Consider the following 21,957-nt stretch of genomic DNA (forward strand, 5'->3'; position numbering starts at 1 on the left):
ATCTGGGAAGACACCCTTACCTATAAGGCAAATACAGGTGCAGCTGTAGAGGATATTGTTGATAAGGGAGAAATCGGCGAAGGACTTACAGTAAGAGCAGCCGATACATTCACAAACGGCACCTACAAATTCAAAGAGTGGAATACACAGGCTGATGGACAGGGAACAACATATGAGCCTGGTAATACATACACACTCACGGATGAGGATGACGTCCTTTATGCGATCTGGGAAGACACCCTTACCTATAAGGCAAACAATGGAACCGGAGATGAAAGTGTAACTTCAGGTGAGATTGGTGAATCACTTATAGTAAAAGAGTGTACCTTTAATGAAACACGTTATACATTTGTTGAATGGAATACTAAGGATGATGGAACCGGTGTAAGTTATAAACCGAATACCAGTACTTATACACTCACAGATAAGGAAGACGTCCTTTATGCAATCTGGGAAGATACGCTTTCCTATGATGCTAATGGCGGTGAGGGTACGATGAAACCCACAACCGGAATTGCGGAAGGTGATGTAACAATTAGCGATAACGAATTCACCAGAGAGGGATACACTTTCAATGGTTGGAATACGGTTGCAAATCCTTCAGACAATGATCCTGGAGCAGCATACAATAACGGAGGTACATACAGATTAACTTCCGGCGATGATATCCTTTATGCTCAGTGGGCTGCAAATTACAACGTATTCTATGATGCTAAAGGAAACGGTGCTGTATCGAATAAGGAAGATACGAATCTTGTACAGCGCACAACAGATAAGATAAAAGGTTCAACAGCTATACCTGACAAGGGATACAGATTTGTTAAATGGATTAAGTATGGTCCGGAGACACCTGAGAATCCTATGGGAACAGAGATAGTTGTTTCCGATAAGGAAGTCCTTGATGCCACGACTATAGCAAATAACCTCAATATTAATCCTGAGACAGAGCTCTATGAGGATACTTATTTCATAGCCGTATTTGAAGAAAGCGATGAAGTATATCACGTTCTTTACATCGGCGAAAAGGGCGGAACTGCATCACCCGGTGACCAGTCAGATAAGCTTCGTTCGTTCGAAAATATAACCGGTTCAACAGCTATTCCTGAAGACGGATATGAGTTCGAGGGCTGGTACAAGAAGGTTAAGAATGAAGATGGCTCTGAAACATTAGTAAAGATTGAAGGCGCAGAGCAGACTCTTAGCAAGGACCTTGCAAGGGATTATCTTAATAAGAATGAAAAGAACATAGACAATGCAGCCGGTTACACATCAGGTGAGCCGAACGCTTACTACACAACTTATGAAGATACAACCTTTGTTGCTAAGTTCAAGGCAGTTATTTATAACATTACCTATGAATACAGACTTGCAGAGGGTGTTGAGAAACCCGCAAACTGGGATGCACTTGTAACAGAGCTTGCAACACATAACAGAACCGCTATGAGCGGTGAAGAGTTTATGTGTCCTGATCTTCCGACAGTAGATGGATACACCTTCGGCCTTTGGAATATGGAAAAAGTTGCCAAGGAAACTCCTTCAACACTTGGAAAGATACTAAACTTCTTTGGTGATGTTGCAGATTTCATTACAGGTAAGACGGATGTTCGCGCTGAAAGCCAGAAGATGATAATGCCTGCATCAGATATCGTGGTTTACAGTATTGTTACCAAGAATCCTGAACAGCTCGATCCTCAGCCTGATCCTAAGCCCGATCCGAAGCCTACACCTGACGATGACGACGATGATGATGACGATGATACACCTAGAAGACGTCGTAATACACCCGGAAATAATGACAACAATAACAACGACAATAACGACAACACAGGTGATCCTCAGGTACTCGGAGATAAGAGAAATCCCGCTGATGATAAGGCAGTTCTCGGAGCAAAGAGAGACCAGGAAGAAGAGAAGAAGGTACTTGGCGCAAGACGTGGAGGAACCGACGACAACACCAACACTTCCAGAATAATCGTTCTTCTTATCGCAGCCGGAGCAGTAGCAACACTCCTTGTAACAGGTAAGAAACGTAAGGAAGAGGAAGAACAACAGTAAAAAATTCCGACAGGAATTTGAATATCTAACCAATGGGAAACCCCCACCGCTAAGCGGTGGGGGTTTCCTACGTTAATGGTTTTACATTTCAACTTTCACTATACAGTTTCTGCCGCCTTCTTTGGCGTCATACAATGCTTTATCAACTCGAAGGAACATATCCTTTGCATTTACACGTTTACTAACTGTAATAACTCCGAGACTTATGGTAAGGTGTCCGACACCGGGAAAATCGTGGTTTTCTACTCTTTTCCTAAGAGCCTCAGCTATAGACATCGCATCTTCACTTCCGGTATTTGGAAGTATGACGAAGAACTCTTCTCCGCCCCATCTTCCCGCATGCCCATCTGGAACGCCGCCCGCGGCATCATCCAAAAGGGCTGCAGTTTCCTTCAATACTTTATCACCGGTCTGGTGGCCGTATTCATCGTTCACACTCTTAAAGTAATCAATGTCTATCATCAAAAGACTAAGTGGAGTGCCATTTTTGGCTGTTTCATCAAGAAAATCGTAGATAATATCCTCAGTCTTTCCCCTGTTGAAAAGACCGGTGAGAGCATCTCTCTCTGCCATAAGCCTTAATTTTTCATTTAATACCTGAAGGTCTTTCTGTGCTTTCTGGAGTTCCTCCATGGTCGTGTAAACAAGACTTGTCAGCCTTCTCATCTGCGCAGCAGGCCCTTTTAGTATGGAATCATCCACCTGTACCTCGGGCAGTTCTTCATCCGAGGGCTCCCCTTCACGCATAGCTATGGAAAGCTGCGTTACATTGTGTTCAACAATCTCCCCCGATTCTGTATCGCGAATGACCTCACCCCAGGTATAGAAACCGGTAGTGGAACATAGCTGGCCGAAGGGCTTTAGCTCCAGATCAACATATCTTTCCCAGAACGCCTTTCGGACGATGCAGGAATAAATGAAAATTGCCTGCGGTTTAAAATCGTGAACCTTTTCAAGTCGCTCATTAACCTGCTTAACGATTGATGCGGGATTTCCGTAGGAAAGCTGGATATCCATCCCTTCCATTACGGAGCCGTGCATATTAAGAGAACCGTCCTCTTCTATGTGAATGGCACTTCTTAGCCACTCTTCGCCGTTATATTCTGCAAGAAGAGGGAAAGTATATCCTTCTTTAGCATTACTATCAAGTCGCCTGTCAATCTCAAGGAACTTTTCATAGATCCCGGAAGCAGGTCTGTTATCCAGCTCGATCAACTTGTGTCCGTCTGCCTTCGTAACTGTGAAGGGGACTCCCAGAGGCTCCCAACCGATAACCTTGTCTATATCTATATGAAAATCGCTGCCGGCAAAGGTTGTTACCAGTATGGAATCAAACATAATTCCGCTTGCATCGAACACATAGTGCACCGGAGAATTCATCGTATGACCGCCTGAATAGCCGCCAAAAATCCTTATGGATTTGTCACATTCATCAATTTCATCGAATAATTCTTTGGTATCAAACTCTGTACCGGGAAGTAAGAGCTCTGCGGCTTTAATCTCTGGAATGCTGTCTAGCTGCTCTCTTATTTTTCGGCCGACAGAGGGTTCATTTCCTTTAACATTGTCATAGCGGAATACTTCTGCCGTTGCGCTTTCTAAAAATAGCGCGCCAATAAGGATACCTTTTTTGATAAGGTGTCCGTCCATAATTTCTCCGGCTGACATAGTACCTACGATATCAGCTTCAGGGAACAGCTTCTGAAGTCTCTTCGCAGCATAAGCTGTAAACTTTTCCGCCTCCATACCGCTGTAAATATGAAAAAGTACCTGCTTATATTTGCCGGATTCCCAGGTCTTTATTATTTCTTCAACCTGAATATTGAGTTCGGGCATTTCTTTTAATTCAACAAGGATCTGTTTCAAAACATTAGGCCCTCATGAGTAATATTTTTGCATCCTCTTAATATATAAGTTTATAACAATAACAACTTTCATAATAGTTGTAAATTGTGCCCTATTTATTAAAAAAGAGTAAACAGGATGCTTGAATAAAGGTTCCACAAAAAGATAATTATGGTACAATTATGAAAAGATGTAACAGTTTGGGGAGCTGCTAGGCTCCCTTTCTATATGTAGAGAGAAGTGCCAATGAATTATACAAAGACCTACGAAGAAATGCTGTCGGATGACAGGAAGAAGCTTTTCATAGATATAAGGGAAAGCGAAGAATTTGAGAAAAACTCGCCAACGGAGGCTGTGAATATTCCGAGGGAAGAGTTCAGGGAAAGAATTGATGAGCTCCCGAAGGATGAGCCGATTTATCTTATCTGCTACTCCGGAAAGTACTCGGATGAGCTGTGCGAGGAACTATCACCCAAGGGATATGAGATTTACAGCATAAAGAGCGGAATTTACAGCTATTATAAATACACCATAGAGCACCAGCTCTCAGATGAAGAAGAGCAGGAAAAGCGCTGCAGGGAAATTGAGAGAAGCATCATCAAGAAGTACAGAAGAGACCTCTGGAGCCAGTTTACAAAGGCTATCAACACCTATGAGCTCATTAAGGACGGCGACAAAATTGCGGTCTGCATCTCCGGTGGTAAGGATTCAATGCTGATGGCAAAACTTTTCCAGGAACTTCTAAAGCATGGAAAGAAGAATTTCGATGTGGTGTACCTGGTTATGAATCCCGGTTACAACGACATCAATTACACCACGATCCTTAATAATGCTAAGCTCATGCAGATTCCGATAACCGTTTTTGATTCGGATATTTTCGATATCGTGGCTGATGAGAGTGGATCGCCTTGTTATCTGTGCGCGAGAATGAGAAGGGGAGCACTTTACAGTAAGGCTAAGGAGCTTGGCTGCAACAAGATTGCCCTTGGGCACCACTACGATGACGTTATCGAGACGATTCTCATGGGAATGCTATACGGCGGGCAGTTCCAGACCATGATGCCCAAGCTTCACAGCACGAATTTTGAGGGCATGGAACTCATCAGGCCCCTCTATCTGATTCGCGAGGAGAGCATTAAAAAATGGAGAGAATACAATAATCTGACCTTCATCAACTGCGCCTGCCGCCTCACAGAGAGCTGTGCAAGCTGCGGCGGTACCGAGAAGGGAAGTAAGCGTGCTGAGATAAAGGAGCTTATCGCAGAGCTTCGTGAGAGAAGCCCCTTCATAGAGGCTAATATTTTTAAGAGCGTTGAGAATGTCCACCTTAATGCGATAGTTGCCTACAAAACAGCAGATGGCGAAAAACATCATTTCCTTGACAGATATTGAGAAATCAGTATCTGTCATTTTTATTTTGTTAGTGCTATAATCATAAATTGAGGGAATATATTATAGAAAGGATTTTGGGGAAATCATTTATGAAAAAAGTAAAAAGGGGTCTGTCAATGATCATCGCATCTGTGATGTGTGTGATCGTCTTATTTGGGTACTCATCCATCAGTTCCAGAGCAGCAACTACAATTAATCCGGCTACAAATTTGGGGTTTTCGGGTACTTGGGTACATTATTCCAATCAAGTTCCCGGTTATTACACTCTTTTAATAACCTGTAAGGAGAAGTCGGGAAAACTTCATACTATTTATCATAGTCGAAATAATTATGAGTCTGTGCCCAATACACATAGTTTGACCAGTACGGCAATAGACCACAATTATATATATCTTGGAGAGGTGAACTTTTATGTCATCGGTTCGCTAAGTAAGATGCCGGTATCTTACGAGACTATCGAGGATTATAAAAAGGATAGCAATTGTGTGGTTTCAAAACCCTATACGGTAAACGTAACTAAAAAGGCTCCAATGCCACAGGATATAAAACGTAGAATTGTAAAGAAAAACGGTAAAAAGCAGTTCGAGATAACTTGTAAAAATGATGGCTATGGCCGCGTAGCCCACTCTTCGGGAGCAAGCTATAGTGTCGGCGCGGGTGCCACCAGTTTTTTGGTAGATGCAAGAGCCTACGAGTATGAGCTTGAGATTCGAAATATGACCAATGATATGAAAACAACAGCTAATTCGGATCCGGTTGTTATTAAATTGGAGGCTGTAGAAAACATCACCGATCCGGAACCCGGTGACCCTGATGAAGGAGAAGATCCCGGACCCGGAAATTGGGATACTCCAAATCCCTGGCCGGAGGGAGGCGAAGCCACTAATACAAATGGCGGTGAGGGTCAGGTACAGCCCGGAGCGACCGATGGTGGAAGCGGCACATCGGGTACGTCAGGTGAATCCGGATCAAAAGATACGCCAAGTGTAGAAAGCAATACCGGCGTTTCAATAGAACTTCCGATGACAGTTACCGAGGGCGGAATCACTTATGATATAGATGCGAGTGGCAGCGCTGCTGTCAGAAAAATCGGAAATGTAAAGAAAGTAAATATCAATACCGTTATTGCAAAAGGAATGACTTTCCCTGTGACGGTTATTTCAGATGGAGCAGCAAAGGGCAATAAGAAGCTGACATCCGTAACAATCGGATCTAATGTTACCAGGATCGGAAAGAAGGCCTTCTACAACTGCAAGAAATTAAAGAAGGTTAATATAAAGCCGAATACAGCACTTAAGATTGAAAAAGGCGCTTTTAAAAAGATAAACAAGGATGCGGTAATAAAGGCTAAAGGCTTAAGAGGGAAGCAGAATAAGCTTAATATAAAGAAATAAATGGGGAAATCATTGATATGAAAAAAGAATTGAACAGAGTAATTTGGGGGATTTTGGCGGCACTTTTTCTTGGCGTTATAGTATTTCCGTTAAAGGCAGAGGCAATGTACGCTGCGGATACCACAGATAATGCCATAACGGTTGACTGGAGTGATGACTATCAGGAACTGATGAATGAGTGGAAACAGAAGGGCGTAACTTCATGGAATTTTGAAAAAGCATATATAAAATATATGCCACTTCCATACGATTCGGATAAATTTAATAAACAAAAGGAAATAACTGTTGATTTTAAGAAGAAGAGCTATACTCTTAAAGGCCTTAAGCCGGGTACAGGTTATTATATGATGCTCACTTTGAAGCATTCATTTAAAGGAGCCTCGAACGGGAATGGCTATAGACATTACTATTTGCAAGAGGTATATACTTCAGGTGACGCTGTTTCCGGAAAAGTATCTGTTATGGGAACTACAGGAACCACTGCGGATTTCGATTTAAAGAGCCTTTTCTCGGAAATAGAAAAAGACAATGAAAAAAAAGGCGCCGCGTCTTGTTCTATCAGAAACGTAACTGCTGGTTATGCTGATGAAGCAGATGGGAAAGATGCTGCAATTAAAACAGCGAAGAATAGGGCCGGAACAGGTGAATATACGCTGATTTCAAATCAGGCCAATTATTCTTTGAGAGGACTTAAACCGGAACATTCATATACTGTTGTATTTGGATTTGATGTATTTGCGTCATATTATAATTCAGGAAAAACGACCACTAAGAAGTATCATGTTTATTCATTGGTGCAGGGGGTAAAGACGAAAAACCATGATGATTCGGATCTTTACAAGGCGCCTGAACCTAAGCCGGTAAAAGACTATCGTGAGGATATAAAAAACGCCTCGGTTTATGCAATAAGTGACTCAAACCCTTTCAAAATAGAATCGACAAAGGATTCAATTACAATAAAATGGGATAATCCAAGCGATAAGAGTTATACGATAGTAAATGCAAAGGGCGAGAAGAAGATATGTCTTTCACTTGTTGAAGAAAAGAATTATGACCCGGATAAAGACAGACAGCAATATGGTTCGATACATAATTTTGGTCCGAATGTCAGAGAAGCTGTGAAAAAAGCTGATGCTCATCAGGTTACGGTAGACTTCAAGAAGAAGAGCTATACTTTTAAGAATCTTAAGAGCGACACCTATTATCTGGTAATGTTTAAGTGTGGAAAAAAAGGCAAAAACTACAATACTCCCACTTGCTATTATTATAAAAATAAAATATTCACTGAGGGAGATAACGGGACCTATGATATCTGGGAATTAAAGGATAGACAGGCGAAAAGTCCGTTCATGTATGATGTGCTGGTAAAGCGAAACGGGAAAGAGGCTTATCTTGATTGGAGTAAGACACTCGATGCTTATTATTCACAACCCTTTATGAAAGAGCATTTTGCCAAGCTTAGGACTAAAACTGAGTATTCTGATTGGCGAATAATGATAGGCTACGCTAAGCTTCCCCAATATTATAATGAGAGAGATGTTATTGGCAGCTATGATGATGCACGCAGGATGACTAAGCGGAATCGTATTTATATTGATACTTATTACACAAATTGTAAGATATATGGTCTTGATCCCAAGGCAAATTACGTCTATGTAATAACTTTCGAATCGGAAATGTCAGATTATGAGACGAAAGCGGTGTTTAGTGGTAATCTGTTTGCTGATGATAATGGCATGAATTATTACAAGGCTGAGAAACTTGGGAAATCCTACAGTGATCAGTTTAAGCATGTAGAATACGTGGATGATAATCCCGGTGATAATAGTAATCCGGAAAACGGGAATGCGACGGGAAATAGTAATGGCGAAGAAAAGCCCGGTAAGAGCAATTCCAAGTCAAAAACCATAGACAGCGCAGCGCTTCCTGTGACTGTAGATGTGGATGGCATTACTTATGATATCGGTACTGATGGAAATGCCACAGTTACTAAGATTGGAGCAGTTAAGAAGGCTTCAATAAACGAAGTTACAGTTAGTGGCGTTACATATCCTGTAACAGCGATTGCAGATAGCGCAGCCAAGGGCAATAAGAAGCTACAGAGCCTGACGGTTGGCTCTGATGTTAAGACGATTGGAAAGAAAGCCTTCTACGGATGTAAGAAGCTAAAGAAGATTACAATAAAGGCTAATAAATCGCTGACCATTGGTAAGAAAGCTTTCGGAAAGCTTCACAAAGGGGCAACTATTTCCGTAAAGGGAGTTAAGGGGCAGGCGAAAAAGAAGCTTGTAAGAAATATAAAGAAGCAGACAAATGCTGCTGTGAAGTAAATAAAATAATAGGATAAAGAAAAGGGCTGCACTCCATGATTTAGGAGTGCAGCTCTTATTATATGCTGTGTATTCGGCGGATACGCCTCTATGTATTAGTACTTTCTGAACTTATAAACAGCCTTGGAACCGCCTGCCTTTTTAATCTTCTTAACAAGCTTGTTGTATTTTGAGTAGCTTGTAGATTTGAGAAGGAAGAGGGTGTTTGCATCAGCTGATTTGAATGCATCTTTTCCTAAGGTGTTAAGAACGTAGCCCTGAGTTTCAACTCTGATGAGCTTGGTCTTGCCGGAGAAGGCATTTGCACCGATTTCCTTAACGTTTGCACCGATCATTACTGTTTCGAGCTTTGAGCATTTCTTGAAGGCATTTGCTTCAATCTTTGAAACTTTATAGCTCTTTCCGTCAACTGCAACAGTTGAAGGGATGTTTACATTCTTTATTGTTTTCTTGGTGCACTTTACAAGTGAAACATTATCATCATCTATAACCTTGTAAATAAAGCTTCCGGTTGTGTTATCCTGATCAACAAGATTAACGTTGAAGGAAATGGTTGTACCTTCGTTTGTGCCGTCATCATAGACCATTACAACACTGAGAACTCTGCTTGCGCCCGGACCATTCTTTGTAAGTGTGATTTTAGGTGTCTTGGGTGTCCATTGAGTCCAGGTAAATGCGCTCTCTGCAGGGTTGGTAGTGATGGTCAGACTCTTAAGAATCATGCTGCAGTTGAGCATCGATGAATTGTCAATGAAAACAGGAACAAGTGTAACTGTCTGCTCTGTGCTAAGAAGAGTAGTACGTGTTACGGAATTATCCGGGTTCAGAACTCCGAGTGTAAAGTTCTTGGAATCCTTGAACATTTCCTCACTGTATTTCTGGAGCTTGCTCTTTGTTGTTGAATTGGATCCTTTTGACTCACGGAACTTTGTGCAATAGTCCACACGTGTCAGACCATAGCTCTTCATCTTCTTCTGAGAAGTGTTGAAGCAGGTATAATCAACAGTTCCTTTTGTGGATTTATCGCAGGCTACAAGATCAGTCTCATACCACTTGGTTCCGATTTTTACCTGATTCCAGCATCTGTAGCTGTTGAACAGAATGTCGTTGTTGATCTCAAGCTCATCAAGAAGTGCAGCAAATGCAAGGGCATAACCCTGTGTTGATGCGCGATGCTGAACTAATGCACCATATGCTGTATTCTTCAGATCCTTGTTGTCGATTGCAATCTTTGCATAAGTGGTATTGTTGATAACCATGTCGAAGCACTGGAGTTCCATGACAAAGTTGGTGTCCTCGTCAATGTTCTTCATGATTTTCTTGATTGCCTTTTTGAGTGCCTTTGTCTCGCCGGTGTAATCGTTATCACCGGTTTTCTGAAGGTATGCGTAGCAGGAATACTTGTTGTCCTTGCCCTTGATGGTTAGGAATTTGATCTGTGCCATGGCGCCTGCAATCTCAAGCGGATTGGAATAGATATAAGCGCGGCGGGCATACTTCAAATCATCTGCTGAGTACTTAACTCTCTCCTCAGCGCCGGTATACATTGTATAGAATCCGGCTGAATCAAATTCGGATTTGTTCTTAGCGGTAATCTCGACATCTTTCTCTTTGATCCTGGTATCCAGATACTGATAAGCGTCGTAGATCTTTCTCTCGTTTTCGCTGAGTGAATTGACTATAGACTCTGTTGCTGCCTGTGCTGTGATAGGCTTGGCAATGGCAAATGTCCCCGGAATGATTGTAAGAGCGATGGCTGCCGCGATTATGACAGACTGCACCCTCTTACGAATAGAATTGTTTTTTTTCATTATCATGTTATAACCTCCCGTCAAAAAAAACTTTCTTCGGGATAATTATAACTTATTTTTCGATAAAATAGTTGTTTTTGGACGACGAATTTTTGCTTTTTTTCGTTAATTTTTGCTGAGTCATGATGAGACTACAGAGTAGAAACAACATGAAAATCAAGGTCCTCTATAGCTTTAATGAATATGTCGTTATCAATATCCCTGTCATATTCAATGTCGACAAGCCCCTTTTTCAGGTTCACCTTGCAGGAGGCTCCTTCGATACTGTTTATCACGCGCTTTACTCTGTTTCTGCAATTTTCGCAGTGCATACCTTCAACCTTAAGAGTGGTTTTGCCGATGACGGGATTATCGAGTTTTTTATCGGGCTCTTTAACCACTGAGTTTCCACCTCCGCAGCAGCCTCCCTCGCCCTTAAAGTGTTTGATTGATCCTCTGAGTGAGAAAGCTATGATTGCCACAATGATTATAGCTGCAAAAATATTAGACATCTGTATTTCTTCCTTTAACTGATAAATATTCTCAAACAGTAATATTGAACTGTTGGTTAGTCTATTCTAACATAAATAGTTAGTTAAAGCTAACTTTATTTTTTATGAAGGAGGAAAGTATGAGTCTGAGTGAGCTTTCTATGAATAAGCAGGCAGTGGTTGAGAAACTGTCGGGGGATGCGAGGTTTGTGAGCAGGATTACATCTATAGGTCTTACTCCGGGATGCACCGTCAAGGTCATCAGGAATGATAAAAACAGGCCAATGCTGATTTACTCAAGAGATACAATGATTGCGCTTAACAGAAATGAATGTATGGGCATTGAGGTAAGGGAGGTGGCAGTATGAGTACAGCTACTATAGCACTGCTCGGGCAGCCTAATTCCGGAAAATCGACGCTTTTTAATGCTCTTACAGGTCTCAGGCAGCATGTAGGCAACTGGCCGGGGAAGACTGTTGAGAAAAAAGAAGGGAGCTTTTCTTATAAAGGTATGGAATGTGCTGTGGCGGATCTGCCGGGGTCATACAGTCTCACAGCCAATTCCGATGAAGAGCTTATTACAAGAGAGTACATATCCTCAGGAAAAGCCGATGTCGTATGCATTCTTGCGGACAGCTCACAGCTTGAGAGAAGTCTTTTCATGACAGCAGACTATGCGGGCATAGATGTGCCGAGCTTCCTTGTTCTTAATATGGCGGATGTGGCTTCGGATCAGGGAAAGTCCATTGATGTTAAGGCTATTGAGAAAAAGCTGGGAATTCCGGTGCTTCTGTTTTCTGCTACAGAAGGTAAGAAGTACGAACCATACTACGAGATAATGGAGCGTGCCGTTAAGGAAAAGGCAAAGATCAACGTTTCTGCACTTGAAAGCGAGTATGAAAAGATTGAAGGTTATTCTCTTTTAAAGGAACTTATTCCCGACAATCTTATACCCGGATATACCTCGATGTGGCTTGCAGTCAAGGCTCTTGAAGGGGATAAACAGGTTCTTTCATTATTGAAGGCCAAGCTGACACATGAGAATTACACCAACGTTGTAAATATATGTGACAGGAGTCAGGGAGCTATTGCAACCGGAAGCAGTAAGTTCAAGTGGATAGACGAGATTTTGGATGGGTGTGTAACTTCCAAAAAGGAAAATATAGCGCTTAGCAAACTAGATAAGATTTATTTAAGCAAGGTGTGGGGAAAACCGGCGGTTATCCTTACTGTTCTCTTAGGACTTATCGCATCTTTCATCCCGGCACTTCCTTTTATGGGAATAGGTCAGGGTATTGCGGCACTGAAAGCGCCGGTTACTTCTGCTCTGACATCAGCCGGAGCTCCTGATATTCTGATTCAGATAATTTGCACTGTAGTAATCCAGTCATTTTCATATATTGTCCAGATGCTGGGATTTGTATTCGGAGTAACACTTGTATTCGGACTATTGGAAGAAGTGGGCGTGATGGCACGCATTTCCTATGTTTTTGACAATACTATGGGAAAACTGGGACTCCAGGGAAAATCGGTTATGCCTTTTCTTGTAAGCTTTGGATGTACGATGGGTGGCGCTGCCGGAGCAAGAGTAATCGATAACTGGGGACAGAAGGTTCTGACTATTGCGCTTGCCTGGGCGGTTCCCTGCGGAGCAGCATGGGCGGTAATACCTATGCTTTCGGCAGTTTTCTTTGGACCCGGCGCGGTACTTGTCATTGTGGTAATACTTCTTACAATGATTCTTCATATGTGGGTAACAGCTAAGATATTCGGAAGAAAACTGGTTCAAAAGAGTGACAGATACGGAATGATCATGGAGCTTCCGCCTTATCATAAGCCGAAGATCGGGGCGCTCCTTAGATACGTTCTTGGAAGAACAGGTGATACCTTTAAGCGTGTAGCAAGTGTTGTTCTTTTGGTGTGCGGCGTTTTCTGGCTCCTTAGTTACACGTTTATTCCGGGAACACAGCCGATTCTATACCGCATTGGTACAGCAATAGAGCCCGTAACCAAGATATTCGGTCTTAGCTGGCAGCTGTTTATAGCATTCATAGCTTCTGCTGTAGGAAAAGAGGGTGCGATTGGCGTAATCAGTGCTCTTTTCACAGGCGGAAACCTTTCTACAGCATTCAATGATGCTATGAGCGGAGCAGGTGCAGCTTCCAATCTGAATGAGATCTTGCTTTCAAACGTATCAAAAGCTGAAGCGCTGGCATTCATTTTTGCCATGACCTTCAATATGCCCTGCGTTGTGGCTCTTGCCGCTACTTTCCAGGAGACCTATTCGGTTAAGTGGACTGCAAGAATAGCACTGTATTATACCTTCACGGCACTTCTCCTTGCGGCAGTGGCTTATCATATCGGGCTTTTAATTTTCTGATTTAATTGTTTTGCGAGGATAAAAATGAGGGATTTGATAGAACTTCTAAGTGACGGGCATGCAAGGACCGAAAAGCTTCTGGCCATCGAACTTCATACGACTGTGGAGGATGTGAAAAGACAGATAGAATATCTGGAGCATATGGGGATAATCCGCAGAGTGGATATGTCCTGCTGCAGCGGAGGCTGCGGCGGAGATTGCAACAAATGTGCTCCAAAGGATGGCTTTAAAAACATGGGAGAGATGTACGAGATTGTCCTGAAAAAGCAGGCCTAATCGAGAAAAATTATCATGTACAAAGCTATCAGCGGCTATGTGATTATGATATGCTTAAAAAGCAAACAAATGCGGGAGGAATCTTGCATTTGTTTGTTTTCATATACGGACAATTAGATTTTGCTAACAAAGAAGGAGATTGGAAAAATGATTAAGAATTGGAAGCATTGTGCATGGTTTTTAGGCGGAGTTCTTTTCGGAACAGCAGGTATTAAAGTTTTATCCAGTAAGGATGCAAAGAAGTGCTACACACATACAACAGCAGCAGTACTTCGTGCTAAAGAGTGCGTGATGGATACCGCGAACAAGGTTCAGGAGAACTGCGGAGATGTCCTTGCGGAAGCTAAAGAAATCAATGAAGAGCGCAAGGCTAAGGAAGACGTCGTAGTCGGAGAGTAATAACACATGAAAATAGTCATAAAACATGAGATAAACGGCCGAATCCGCTTTTCCATGCCCAAGAGACGGTTTTCATTCGAAGAGGCAGATAGATTACAGTACTATCTGCTTTCTCTTAACGGGGTGGAAAAGGCGACCGTCTATGAGAGAAGCGCGGATGCAGTAGTTGTCTATAAGGGAGACAGGGAAGAACTCCTTGAGAGCATACTGAAATTCGATGCCGATTCGGAGGATGTGAAGGCTCTTGTTCCGGAAAATACCGGGCGTGAACTCATGGCATCCTATAAAGAAAAGCTCATAACCAATGTGGTTATTCACTATGGCTGCAGAGTATTTCTGCCATCACCTCTTCGAAGGATAAAAGCGTGGATCCTTGCTTTGAAGTTTATCAAAAAAGGACTGGTGAGCCTGTTTAAGAAAAAGAGGCTCGAGGTTTCAGTCCTTGATGCAACTGCCATAACGGTTTCACTTTTAACAGGTGATTATGAGACCGCATCCTCTGTCATGTTCCTGCTGGGAGTAGGAGATTTGCTTGAGGAGTGGACTCATAAGAAATCTGTAGACGACCTCGCGAGAAGCATGGCGCTTAAGTCGGAAAGAGTATGGCTTAAAAAGGACGGAGTAGAGGTTCAGGTTCTGATAAATCAGGTGGTTCCGGGTGATGAGATTTCCGTTAGAGTCGGAAGCGTAATCCCGCTTGATGGAACCGTGGTTGCCGGAGAGGCAATGGTCAACCAGGCGACACTTACCGGAGAGGGTATTCCTGTTGAAAAGAAGGAAGGTGCCTATGTCTATGCCGGCACGGTTATCGAAGAGGGCGATATAGTCCTGAAAGTAGAAAAGGCATCCGGTGCAACCAGATATGAGAAAATCATCAAGATGATCGAGGAGTCTGAGCAGCTTAAGTCAGGCGTAGAGTCAAGGGCTGAGCATCTTGCGGACAGGCTTGTTCCATATACTCTCGGAGGAACTGTTCTAGCATACCTCCTGACGAGAAATGTAACGAAGGCGCTGTCGGTTCTAATGGTTGATTTTTCCTGTGCACTAAAGCTCTCGATGCCGGTAACCGTGTTATCAGCTATGCGTGAGTGTCAGGATAACCACCTCACCGTAAAAGGAGGAAAATTCCTTGAGGCTATCGCTGATGCGGATACCATCGTTTTTGATAAGACAGGAACGCTTACTATGGCTACTCCGAAGGTTGTGGATGTAGTCACATTCTCAGGGAATGACAAGGACGAGATGCTTCGGATAGCGGCATGTCTCGAGGAGCATTATCCTCATTCCATTGCGAATGCCGTGGTTGCAAAGGCTGCAGAAAAAGGGCTTGAGCACAATGAGATGCACAGCAAAGTGGAATATGTCGTTGCTCATGGAATAGCATCAACCATTGAGGATAAGAAGGTCGTAATCGGAAGCTGGCACTTTGTCATGGAAGATGAAGCGTGCACTATTCCTGAAGGAGAGCAGGATAAGCTTGATAATATATCAAAGCGTTATTCAAGGCTGTTTTTGGCTATAGGCGGACAGCTCGCGGCAGTAATCTGCCTGGAGGATCCGCTTAGGCCTGAAGCTCCGGATGTTATTAAAAAACTGCATGAGGCAGGCTTTAAGAACATCGTCATGATGACCGGTGACTCTAAACATATCGCTAAAAGAGTAGCTAAGAAGGTAGGAGTTGACTCATATTATGCTGAGGTTCTGCCTGAGGAGAAGGCAGGATTTGTTCAGCAGGAAAAGGCGAAGGGTCATACGGTTGTCATGATCGGAGACGGAATCAACGATTCACCGGCTCTATCGGAAGCGGACTGCGGCATTGCAATAAGTGAAGGCGCACAGCTTGCAAGACAAATTGCGGATGTGATGATATCCGAGGATGATCTGTACAAACTTATTACCTTGAAGGAACTCAGCGGACTCTTAATGAAGAGAATTCATTTCAACTATCGCTTTGTTGTGGGATTCAACCTGGGGCTTATAGCGCTGGGACTTCTTGGAACCATAACACCTGCCACGAGCGCTACGCTGCATAACGGCTCAACCATAGCGCTGGGGCTTCACAGTATGACGAACCTGAGAGGAGAAGATAATGAGAGGGGGTAACATGAATTACCATAAGTTTTTCGCTTGGGCTACAGTAATTTGTTTTTTGCTGACAATGTATACAGGGTATAAAAAACAATAAGTTAAAAAAGAAATGAGACCGGAGGATCTAAAATGATCGTTTCCGGTCTCATTTCTTTTTGAAGAAACATGTATGAAGGATTAGTGCGCTTTACGCCTGTGCAAGCATTCTTCCAAGGTCTTCACACTGTGAGATTGCATCATCGTCCGGTGCGTTGTTGGCGATTACACCTTCGCCGCCGATAATTGAAGCTCCGGCAGCTACAAGTCTGTCCTGCCAGTCTCTCATCCACTGACCGTCACCCCATCCGTAGGAACCAAAGAGTGCAACCTTCTTGCCACTGCACTTGGTCTCATAGTCTGCCATGAAGGGCTCAACGATACTCTCTTCAAGAACTTCGGCGCCCATGGCGGGACATCCGAAAGCTATAACTGATTCACTTGCTGCATCAGCAGGACTGATAGAACTGAAGGAAGCTACTTCTGCTTCGCCGCCTGCGCCTGTTATTCCGTTTGCAACAGCATCTGCCATTGCCTGAGTGTTCCCGCTCCCACTCCAAAATATTACTTTAACTTTACTCATACTTTTTCCATCCTTTCATCTAACAAATAAATTTCCTTGCAAAATAAGTTAGCAAATGCTAACATAATAATCAAGAGAGGTAATTGATAACATTTATCACGATGTAAACAAGTGACAAAAAATCCCGATGATAGGCGGGTTTTTATTTGAGAAGAATGTTAGCAATACCTAACACTTACGACGGAGGGACATACCAATGGGGGATCAATTATTGATCAGGTTATGCTCGCCTACCTTGGCGGGACTAAAGACAGGGAATCTTTTTACGGTAGATATTGATGACAGGGAGAAGTTCAATAAGGAGGTCAGGGAGTTTAACAGCAGATTCTTATCAAAAGGAATCCGCATGATACCCGTAAAATATTCAAAGGGTCACGTACTCATATATTTATACAGACCTTCATATCTTAAAAGAGATTTTAGAAGCGATGAGGTATGCAGAATATTAAAAGAAAAAGGTTATTCATACAGTAACGCAGACCTGTGTGTGGCGCAGCTTGCAAGGCATCTTGCAAAGGACGGCACGTTCCCTCATGAGATAGGGCTGTTTCTTGGCTATCCGGTGGAAGATGTTTTGGGTTTTATGCGAAGCCCTGAGGAGGGTGTGAAGTATACAGGGTTCTGGAAGGTATACGGAGATATGGACTCCGCACTCAAAACCTTCGACAGATACAAGAAGTGCACCGAAATATACAGCAGAGCTCATAAGCACGGCATATCACTGGATAAACTGACTGTAGCAAGTTAATAGAGGAGGTGGGCATATGCTTACATGGAATCATATTTTGAAAAAAAGGATAATGCTTTCTCTTGTCTGGATTGTCGGGGTGATCGTTTTTATAGGAATGGCGATAGCGCTGTTTTGATATGATTTTTTACGCAAATCTCAAGACCCATGATAAAAGTGCTTTCTTTGAACAGTCGAATTATTTTTTCAAAATTTTGAGCGTGTAAAAAATGGTTTTTAGAAAAAATTCAGAAACAGGGTTGACAATAAAGTTAGCAAATGCTAACATACATTATGTTAGTAATAACTAACGTATGACGCACATAGTCATAAGAAATCTCCTACCTGAAAAGCCGCATCTTGCCAATGCGGCTTTCATTTATATTAAAAAACTTTTAAATTATAAGATTTCTTATTGACAATTATTCTTAATAAGAATATCCTATGTATGAAGTTAGCGACGGCTAATTAATTGTTATGCTTTGCTAACTGGTTTAAGGAGGATTATATGACACTTAACGAAGTAGAACCCGGTAAAGAATATGTAATAGATGAGATAGATACCAGCGGAGATGATGAGATGGAAAGCTTTCTCTTTTCGCTTGGTTGCTACAGCGGTGAGAACATTACTGTTGTTGATAAGAAAAGAAATCTGGTGGTCGCTATAAAGGATGCAAGATATAATATTGATCCGGAGTTAGCGAACGCTATCAAAATTCGAGCTTAATGCTAAGCAAAACGCCCAAATAATATTAGTTGCTAATAAAAAATGGAATAAAACATTAACAACTGATAAAATCGAATGGGTGTTAGCATATGCTATCAAAGCACGTTATAACTTCTCAGAGTAATTACTCTGGATAATTATAAATTTTTAAAGTTTTTTAGGAGGAAAAGTAATGAGAATCGCAATGGCAGGTAATCCCAACAGCGGTAAGACGACCATGTACAACGCTCTCACGGGACGCAGCGAGAAGATTGGTAACTGGGCAGGTGTTACCGTTGACAAGAAAGAGAGTGTCATCAAAAAGAGTTTCTATGATGGCGGAAAGGAGCTGATCGCGGTAGATCTTCCGGGTGCATATTCCATGTCACCGTTTACATCAGAGGAGAGCATCACCAGTGGTTATGTAAAAAACGAGCATCCCGACGCTATCATCAATATTGTTGATGCGACAAATCTTAGCAGAAGTCTTTTCTTTACGACGCAGCTTCTGGAATTGGGGGTTCCTGTAGTTGTTGCGCTTAATAAGACAGATGCGAACGATAAGAAGGGCAACACTATTGATGAAAAGCTGTTATCCGAAAAGCTTGGCTGTCCAGTAATTAAGACAGTGGCAACCTCTGAGACAGGCCTTAAGGAAGTTGTAAAGGCCGCTGCAGAGCTTCAGGGTAAGGGACAGAAGGAGCCTTACGTTCAGGGTGATATCGATCTTACCGATAAGGCTGCGGTGGAGACTGCCGACAGAAAGCGTTTTGAATTTGTAAACAGCATTGTTAAAGAAGTTGAGAATCGTAAGGTTCTTACAAAGGATAAGAACTTCGGCGATACAATTGACAGCGTTGTTACACATCCTGTTCTCGGTATTGTAATCTTTGCCGCAGTAATGTGGCTTGTATTCTATATTTCACAGACAACCGTAGGAACCTGGCTTTCAGAGCTTCTTGCAGGTTACATTGAGTCTTTCCAGGGCTTTGTTGGAGATAAGATGGCTGATGCTAATCCGCTTCTCTATGCGATCCTTGTTGATGGTATCATCGGCGGTGTCGGTGCCGTTGTTGGATTCCTTCCTCTTGTTATGGTTATGTACTTCCTCATCGCACTTCTTGAGGACTGTGGTTACATGGCCAGAGCGACAGTAGTTCTTGATCCTATTTTCAAGAGAGTAGGTCTTTCAGGAAAATCCGTTATCCCAATGATTATCGGTACAGGCTGCGGAATCCCCGCTATCATGGCTTGCCGTACAATCAGAAACGAGCGAGAAAGACGTTCAACAGCTATGCTTGCAACCTTCATGCCCTGCGGAGCAAAGCTTCCTGTTATTGCACTTTTTGCAGGCGCATTCTTCCCTGAGTCAAGATGGGTTGGATTCGTAAGTTATTTTGTTGGAATCCTTCTTATCCTTCTCGGAGCATTGCTCATCAAGGCTATCACAGGTATGAAGTACAGAAAGAGCTTCTTCATCATCGAGCTTCCCGAGTACAAGGTACCCAGCCTTATGTTTGCGATTAAGTCAATGCTTGAGAGAGGTAAGGCATATATCGTAAAGGCAGGAACAGTAATTCTTGTATGTAACACAGTAGTTCAGATCATGAGCACCTTCAACTTCAGCTTCCAGCCTGTAGAAGAGGGTATGGAGAGCACATCAATCCTTGCAGGCATCGCAGGACCTTTTGCTTACCTTCTTGTTCCGGTTGTTGGTATTGCCAGCTGGCAGCTCGCAGCAGCAGCTATCACAGGCTTCATTGCAAAGGAGAACGTTGTAGGTACAATCGCTACAGTATATGCGATTTCAAATCTTATCGATACAGAGGAACTTGAGCTTATCGGAGAAGGTAATGCAGTTGCAGCAGTTATGGGTATTACAAAGGTTGCGGCTCTTGCATATCTGATGTTCAACCTTTACACACCTCCGTGCTTTGCAGCTCTCGGTGCTATGAATTCAGAGATGAAGTCAGCCAAGTGGCTCTGGGGCGCAATCGGACTTCAGCTTGCTACAGGCTTCACCGTTGGTTTCCTTGTATACCAGGTAGGTACACTTATTACCACAGGTTCCTTCGGAACCGGCTTTGCATTCGGACTTATTGCAATTGCAGTATTTGCAGGCATTGTAGTATATTTGATTAAGAGAAACCAGAGAGAAATGGTACTTGAGTACAAGCTTGATTAAAAGGATTTATTGATTTAGGAGTAATTATGAGTAATTTTATTGCAGGTGCAGTTATTGTACTGCTTGTGGGATTGGCCTCAGGTTATATCTATAAAGAAAAGAAAAAAGGAACTCATTGTATAGGTTGTCCCATGGCAGGAAACTGTCATAAGACAAAGACCTGCAAATGATTAAGAAAAAGACAAGACCCGCCTCGTGCGGGCCTTGTTTTAAACAGAGAGTTAGCAAAAGCTAACTTGCAAGAGGGGGCAACTTTTTATCAGTTATTTACTTATTTGTGGTGACGAAAAATAATCAAATTGGGGATATAATGATGAGTAATGAACAGATAATTACAGCGCTTAGAGATAAGGGAATGCGAATTACAAAGCAGAGAAAAATCGTGGCAAATGTCATTGCTGAAAATGATGGAGCATCATGTAAGGATATATGCTGTATTGTGCGAGCAAAGGACAAATCCATCGGGACTGCCACGGTATATCGCATGATCAAAGCGCTTGAGGATATAGGTATCGTTGAAAGAATCGATATGATCAAGCTTCACTGAGCGCATAGGATTTATGGTATGAAGGGGAAAGTTATGCAGCTGGAATTACAGAATATTAAAAAGTCATACGGCGAAAACGGAAGCCGTGTGGAGGTTCTAAAGGACATAAGTCTGAGTGTGGAAAAGGGCGAATTTGTGGTGCTTCTGGGCCCGTCAGGATCGGGCAAATCCACTTTGCTAAATATAATAGGCGGAATAGACAACGCCGATTCCGGGAAGATAATCATCCGGGATAAGAGTATGTCGGATATGGATGAAAAGACGCTGACGGCATACAGAAGAGATCATCTTGGGTACATTTTTCAGATGTACAATCTTATACCGAATCTGACGGTAAGAGAAAATATCGAAGTAGGAGCATATCTCTCCAAAAATCCATTGAACATAGATGAAATAATAAGTGTTTTGGGACTTACCGAGCACCAGAATAAGGTTCCGAGTCAGCTCTCCGGAGGCCAGCAACAGCGCTGTGCAATAGGAAGAGCCATAATTAAAAATCCCGACATTTTGCTGTGTGATGAACCGACAGGTGCTCTGGATTACAACACTTCAAAAGAAATTCTGGCATTAATTGAAGAGGTTAATCAGAAATATGGTAATACGGTCATTATGGTCACTCATAACGACGCCATAAAGAATATGGCCGATTTTGTAGTGAAACTGCGAGACGGTGTTATCCGTAAGAGCTACAGAAACGAAGAGAAGCTTTCAGCGGCGGAGCTTGACTGGTAAA

At 42.6% G+C, this 21,957-nt stretch carries 19 protein-coding genes; 15 read left to right on the forward strand and 4 right to left on the reverse strand.

Annotation, left to right across the window (positions count from 1 at the left end; translation table 11 throughout):
- On the forward strand, positions 1 to 2,055 hold a 2,055-nt coding region (locus tag G630_RS22010), incomplete at its 5' end, for an InlB B-repeat-containing protein (RefSeq protein ID WP_044959389.1).
- Positions 2,056 to 2,136: 81 nt separating this feature from the next.
- Here the strand turns inward: G630_RS22010 and G630_RS0113930 are convergent.
- Positions 2,137 to 3,921: a sensor domain-containing diguanylate cyclase gene (locus G630_RS0113930; RefSeq protein WP_026498938.1), complete on the reverse strand. Its 1,785-nt coding sequence runs from the start codon at positions 3,919 to 3,921 to the stop codon at positions 2,137 to 2,139.
- A gap of 225 nt (positions 3,922 to 4,146) precedes the next feature.
- Here G630_RS0113930 and G630_RS0113935 point away from each other — a divergent pair, with 225 nt between their 5' ends.
- The 3 genes from G630_RS0113935 (at position 4,147) to G630_RS0113945 (ending at position 9,016) form a co-directional block, all read left to right on the forward strand.
- On the forward strand, positions 4,147 to 5,292 hold the full coding sequence (locus G630_RS0113935; protein ID WP_196805798.1) for an ATP-binding protein: 1,146 nt from the start codon (positions 4,147 to 4,149) through the stop codon (positions 5,290 to 5,292).
- Positions 5,293 to 5,381: 89 nt separating this feature from the next.
- Positions 5,382 to 6,686, forward strand: coding sequence for a leucine-rich repeat protein (locus tag G630_RS0113940; protein ID WP_081667961.1), 1,305 nt, complete (start codon positions 5,382 to 5,384; stop codon positions 6,684 to 6,686).
- A gap of 17 nt (positions 6,687 to 6,703) precedes the next feature.
- Positions 6,704 to 9,016 (forward strand): leucine-rich repeat protein, encoded by a 2,313-nt coding sequence (locus tag G630_RS0113945; RefSeq protein WP_026498941.1) that lies wholly within the window; start codon positions 6,704 to 6,706, stop codon positions 9,014 to 9,016.
- A gap of 95 nt (positions 9,017 to 9,111) precedes the next feature.
- Here the strand turns inward: G630_RS0113945 and G630_RS0113950 are convergent, their stop codons facing one another.
- Positions 9,112 to 10,833, reverse strand: a complete 1,722-nt coding sequence (locus G630_RS0113950) for a leucine-rich repeat protein (protein ID WP_026498942.1) — start codon at positions 10,831 to 10,833, stop codon at positions 9,112 to 9,114.
- Positions 10,834 to 10,958: 125 nt separating this feature from the next.
- On the reverse strand, positions 10,959 to 11,318 hold the full coding sequence (locus G630_RS0113955; protein WP_026498943.1) for a heavy-metal-associated domain-containing protein: 360 nt from the start codon (positions 11,316 to 11,318) through the stop codon (positions 10,959 to 10,961).
- A gap of 119 nt (positions 11,319 to 11,437) precedes the next feature.
- Here G630_RS0113955 and G630_RS0113960 point away from each other — a divergent pair, with 119 nt between their 5' ends.
- The 5 genes from G630_RS0113960 (at position 11,438) to G630_RS0113985 (ending at position 16,455) form a co-directional block, all read left to right on the forward strand.
- Entirely contained in the window at positions 11,438 to 11,665 is a 228-nt protein-coding gene (locus tag G630_RS0113960) for a FeoA family protein (protein WP_026498944.1), read from the forward strand.
- Positions 11,662 to 13,677, forward strand: coding sequence for a ferrous iron transport protein B (feoB, locus tag G630_RS0113965; RefSeq protein WP_026498945.1), 2,016 nt, complete (start codon positions 11,662 to 11,664; stop codon positions 13,675 to 13,677). Before G630_RS0113960 ends, feoB (G630_RS0113965) begins: the two co-directional genes overlap by 4 nt.
- 24 nt (positions 13,678 to 13,701) lie before the next feature.
- Positions 13,702 to 13,953 (forward strand): FeoC-like transcriptional regulator, encoded by a 252-nt coding sequence (locus tag G630_RS22015; RefSeq protein WP_044959391.1) that lies wholly within the window; start codon positions 13,702 to 13,704, stop codon positions 13,951 to 13,953.
- Positions 13,954 to 14,100: 147 nt separating this feature from the next.
- Positions 14,101 to 14,352, forward strand: coding sequence for a DUF6110 family protein (locus G630_RS0113980; protein ID WP_022763232.1), 252 nt, complete (start codon positions 14,101 to 14,103; stop codon positions 14,350 to 14,352).
- A 6-nt stretch (positions 14,353 to 14,358) separates the two neighbouring features.
- Entirely contained in the window at positions 14,359 to 16,455 is a 2,097-nt protein-coding gene (locus G630_RS0113985) for a heavy metal translocating P-type ATPase (RefSeq protein WP_026498946.1), read from the forward strand.
- Positions 16,456 to 16,627: 172 nt separating this feature from the next.
- Here G630_RS0113985 and G630_RS0113990 read toward each other — a convergent pair whose 3' ends face one another.
- Positions 16,628 to 17,059, reverse strand: coding sequence for a flavodoxin (locus G630_RS0113990; RefSeq protein WP_022763230.1), 432 nt, complete (start codon positions 17,057 to 17,059; stop codon positions 16,628 to 16,630).
- A gap of 196 nt (positions 17,060 to 17,255) precedes the next feature.
- Here G630_RS0113990 and G630_RS0113995 point away from each other — a divergent pair, with 196 nt between their 5' ends.
- From G630_RS0113995 to G630_RS0114025, 6 genes are all read left to right on the forward strand, one after another.
- Positions 17,256 to 17,807, forward strand: coding sequence for a DUF3793 family protein (locus G630_RS0113995; RefSeq protein ID WP_022763229.1), 552 nt, complete (start codon positions 17,256 to 17,258; stop codon positions 17,805 to 17,807).
- A 487-nt stretch (positions 17,808 to 18,294) separates the two neighbouring features.
- Complete coding sequence (locus tag G630_RS0114005) at positions 18,295 to 18,513, forward strand: FeoA family protein (RefSeq protein ID WP_026498947.1); 219 nt, start codon at positions 18,295 to 18,297, stop codon at positions 18,511 to 18,513.
- Between the two features lie 172 nt (positions 18,514 to 18,685).
- Positions 18,686 to 20,677, forward strand: coding sequence for a ferrous iron transporter B (gene feoB, locus G630_RS0114010; RefSeq protein ID WP_026498948.1), 1,992 nt, complete (start codon positions 18,686 to 18,688; stop codon positions 20,675 to 20,677).
- Between the two features lie 26 nt (positions 20,678 to 20,703).
- Positions 20,704 to 20,847 carry a FeoB-associated Cys-rich membrane protein gene (locus G630_RS24305; RefSeq protein ID WP_022763225.1) on the forward strand — a complete coding sequence of 48 codons (144 nt, stop codon included), beginning with the start codon at positions 20,704 to 20,706 and terminating at the stop codon, positions 20,845 to 20,847.
- A 140-nt stretch (positions 20,848 to 20,987) separates the two neighbouring features.
- Positions 20,988 to 21,224: a Fur family transcriptional regulator gene (locus G630_RS0114020; RefSeq protein ID WP_242829212.1), complete on the forward strand. Its 237-nt coding sequence runs from the start codon at positions 20,988 to 20,990 to the stop codon at positions 21,222 to 21,224.
- 33 nt (positions 21,225 to 21,257) lie between these two features.
- A complete protein-coding gene (locus G630_RS0114025) occupies positions 21,258 to 21,956 on the forward strand; it encodes an ABC transporter ATP-binding protein (RefSeq protein ID WP_022763223.1) in 699 nt (232 codons plus the stop codon).
- Position 21,957: the final 1 nt, after the last annotated feature.

This window comes from Butyrivibrio sp. WCD2001 (assembly GCF_000424485.1).
Lineage (GTDB): Bacteria > Bacillota > Clostridia > Lachnospirales > Lachnospiraceae > Butyrivibrio.

Coding starts and splice junctions, on each gene's coding strand:
- G630_RS0113955 (WP_026498943.1), bottom strand. CDS start 11,318: ATGTCTAATATTTTTGCAGCTATAATCATTGTGGCAATCATAGCTTTC.
- G630_RS0113935 (WP_196805798.1), top strand. CDS start 4,147: ATGAATTATACAAAGACCTACGAAGAAATGCTGTCGGATGACAGGAAG.
- G630_RS0114025 (WP_022763223.1), top strand. CDS start 21,258: ATGCAGCTGGAATTACAGAATATTAAAAAGTCATACGGCGAAAACGGA.
- G630_RS0113960 (WP_026498944.1), top strand. CDS start 11,438: ATGAGTCTGAGTGAGCTTTCTATGAATAAGCAGGCAGTGGTTGAGAAA.
- G630_RS0113985 (WP_026498946.1), top strand. CDS start 14,359: ATGAAAATAGTCATAAAACATGAGATAAACGGCCGAATCCGCTTTTCC.
- G630_RS0114020 (WP_242829212.1), top strand. CDS start 20,988: ATGATGAGTAATGAACAGATAATTACAGCGCTTAGAGATAAGGGAATG.
- G630_RS22015 (WP_044959391.1), top strand. CDS start 13,702: ATGAGGGATTTGATAGAACTTCTAAGTGACGGGCATGCAAGGACCGAA.
- feoB (WP_026498945.1), top strand. CDS start 11,662: ATGAGTACAGCTACTATAGCACTGCTCGGGCAGCCTAATTCCGGAAAA.
- G630_RS0113995 (WP_022763229.1), top strand. CDS start 17,256: ATGGGGGATCAATTATTGATCAGGTTATGCTCGCCTACCTTGGCGGGA.
- G630_RS0113945 (WP_026498941.1), top strand. CDS start 6,704: ATGAAAAAAGAATTGAACAGAGTAATTTGGGGGATTTTGGCGGCACTT.
- G630_RS0113940 (WP_081667961.1), top strand. CDS start 5,382: ATGAAAAAAGTAAAAAGGGGTCTGTCAATGATCATCGCATCTGTGATG.
- G630_RS0114005 (WP_026498947.1), top strand. CDS start 18,295: ATGACACTTAACGAAGTAGAACCCGGTAAAGAATATGTAATAGATGAG.
- G630_RS0113980 (WP_022763232.1), top strand. CDS start 14,101: ATGATTAAGAATTGGAAGCATTGTGCATGGTTTTTAGGCGGAGTTCTT.
- G630_RS0113950 (WP_026498942.1), bottom strand. CDS start 10,833: ATGATAATGAAAAAAAACAATTCTATTCGTAAGAGGGTGCAGTCTGTC.
- G630_RS0113990 (WP_022763230.1), bottom strand. CDS start 17,059: ATGAGTAAAGTTAAAGTAATATTTTGGAGTGGGAGCGGGAACACTCAG.
- feoB (WP_026498948.1), top strand. CDS start 18,686: ATGAGAATCGCAATGGCAGGTAATCCCAACAGCGGTAAGACGACCATG.
- G630_RS24305 (WP_022763225.1), top strand. CDS start 20,704: ATGAGTAATTTTATTGCAGGTGCAGTTATTGTACTGCTTGTGGGATTG.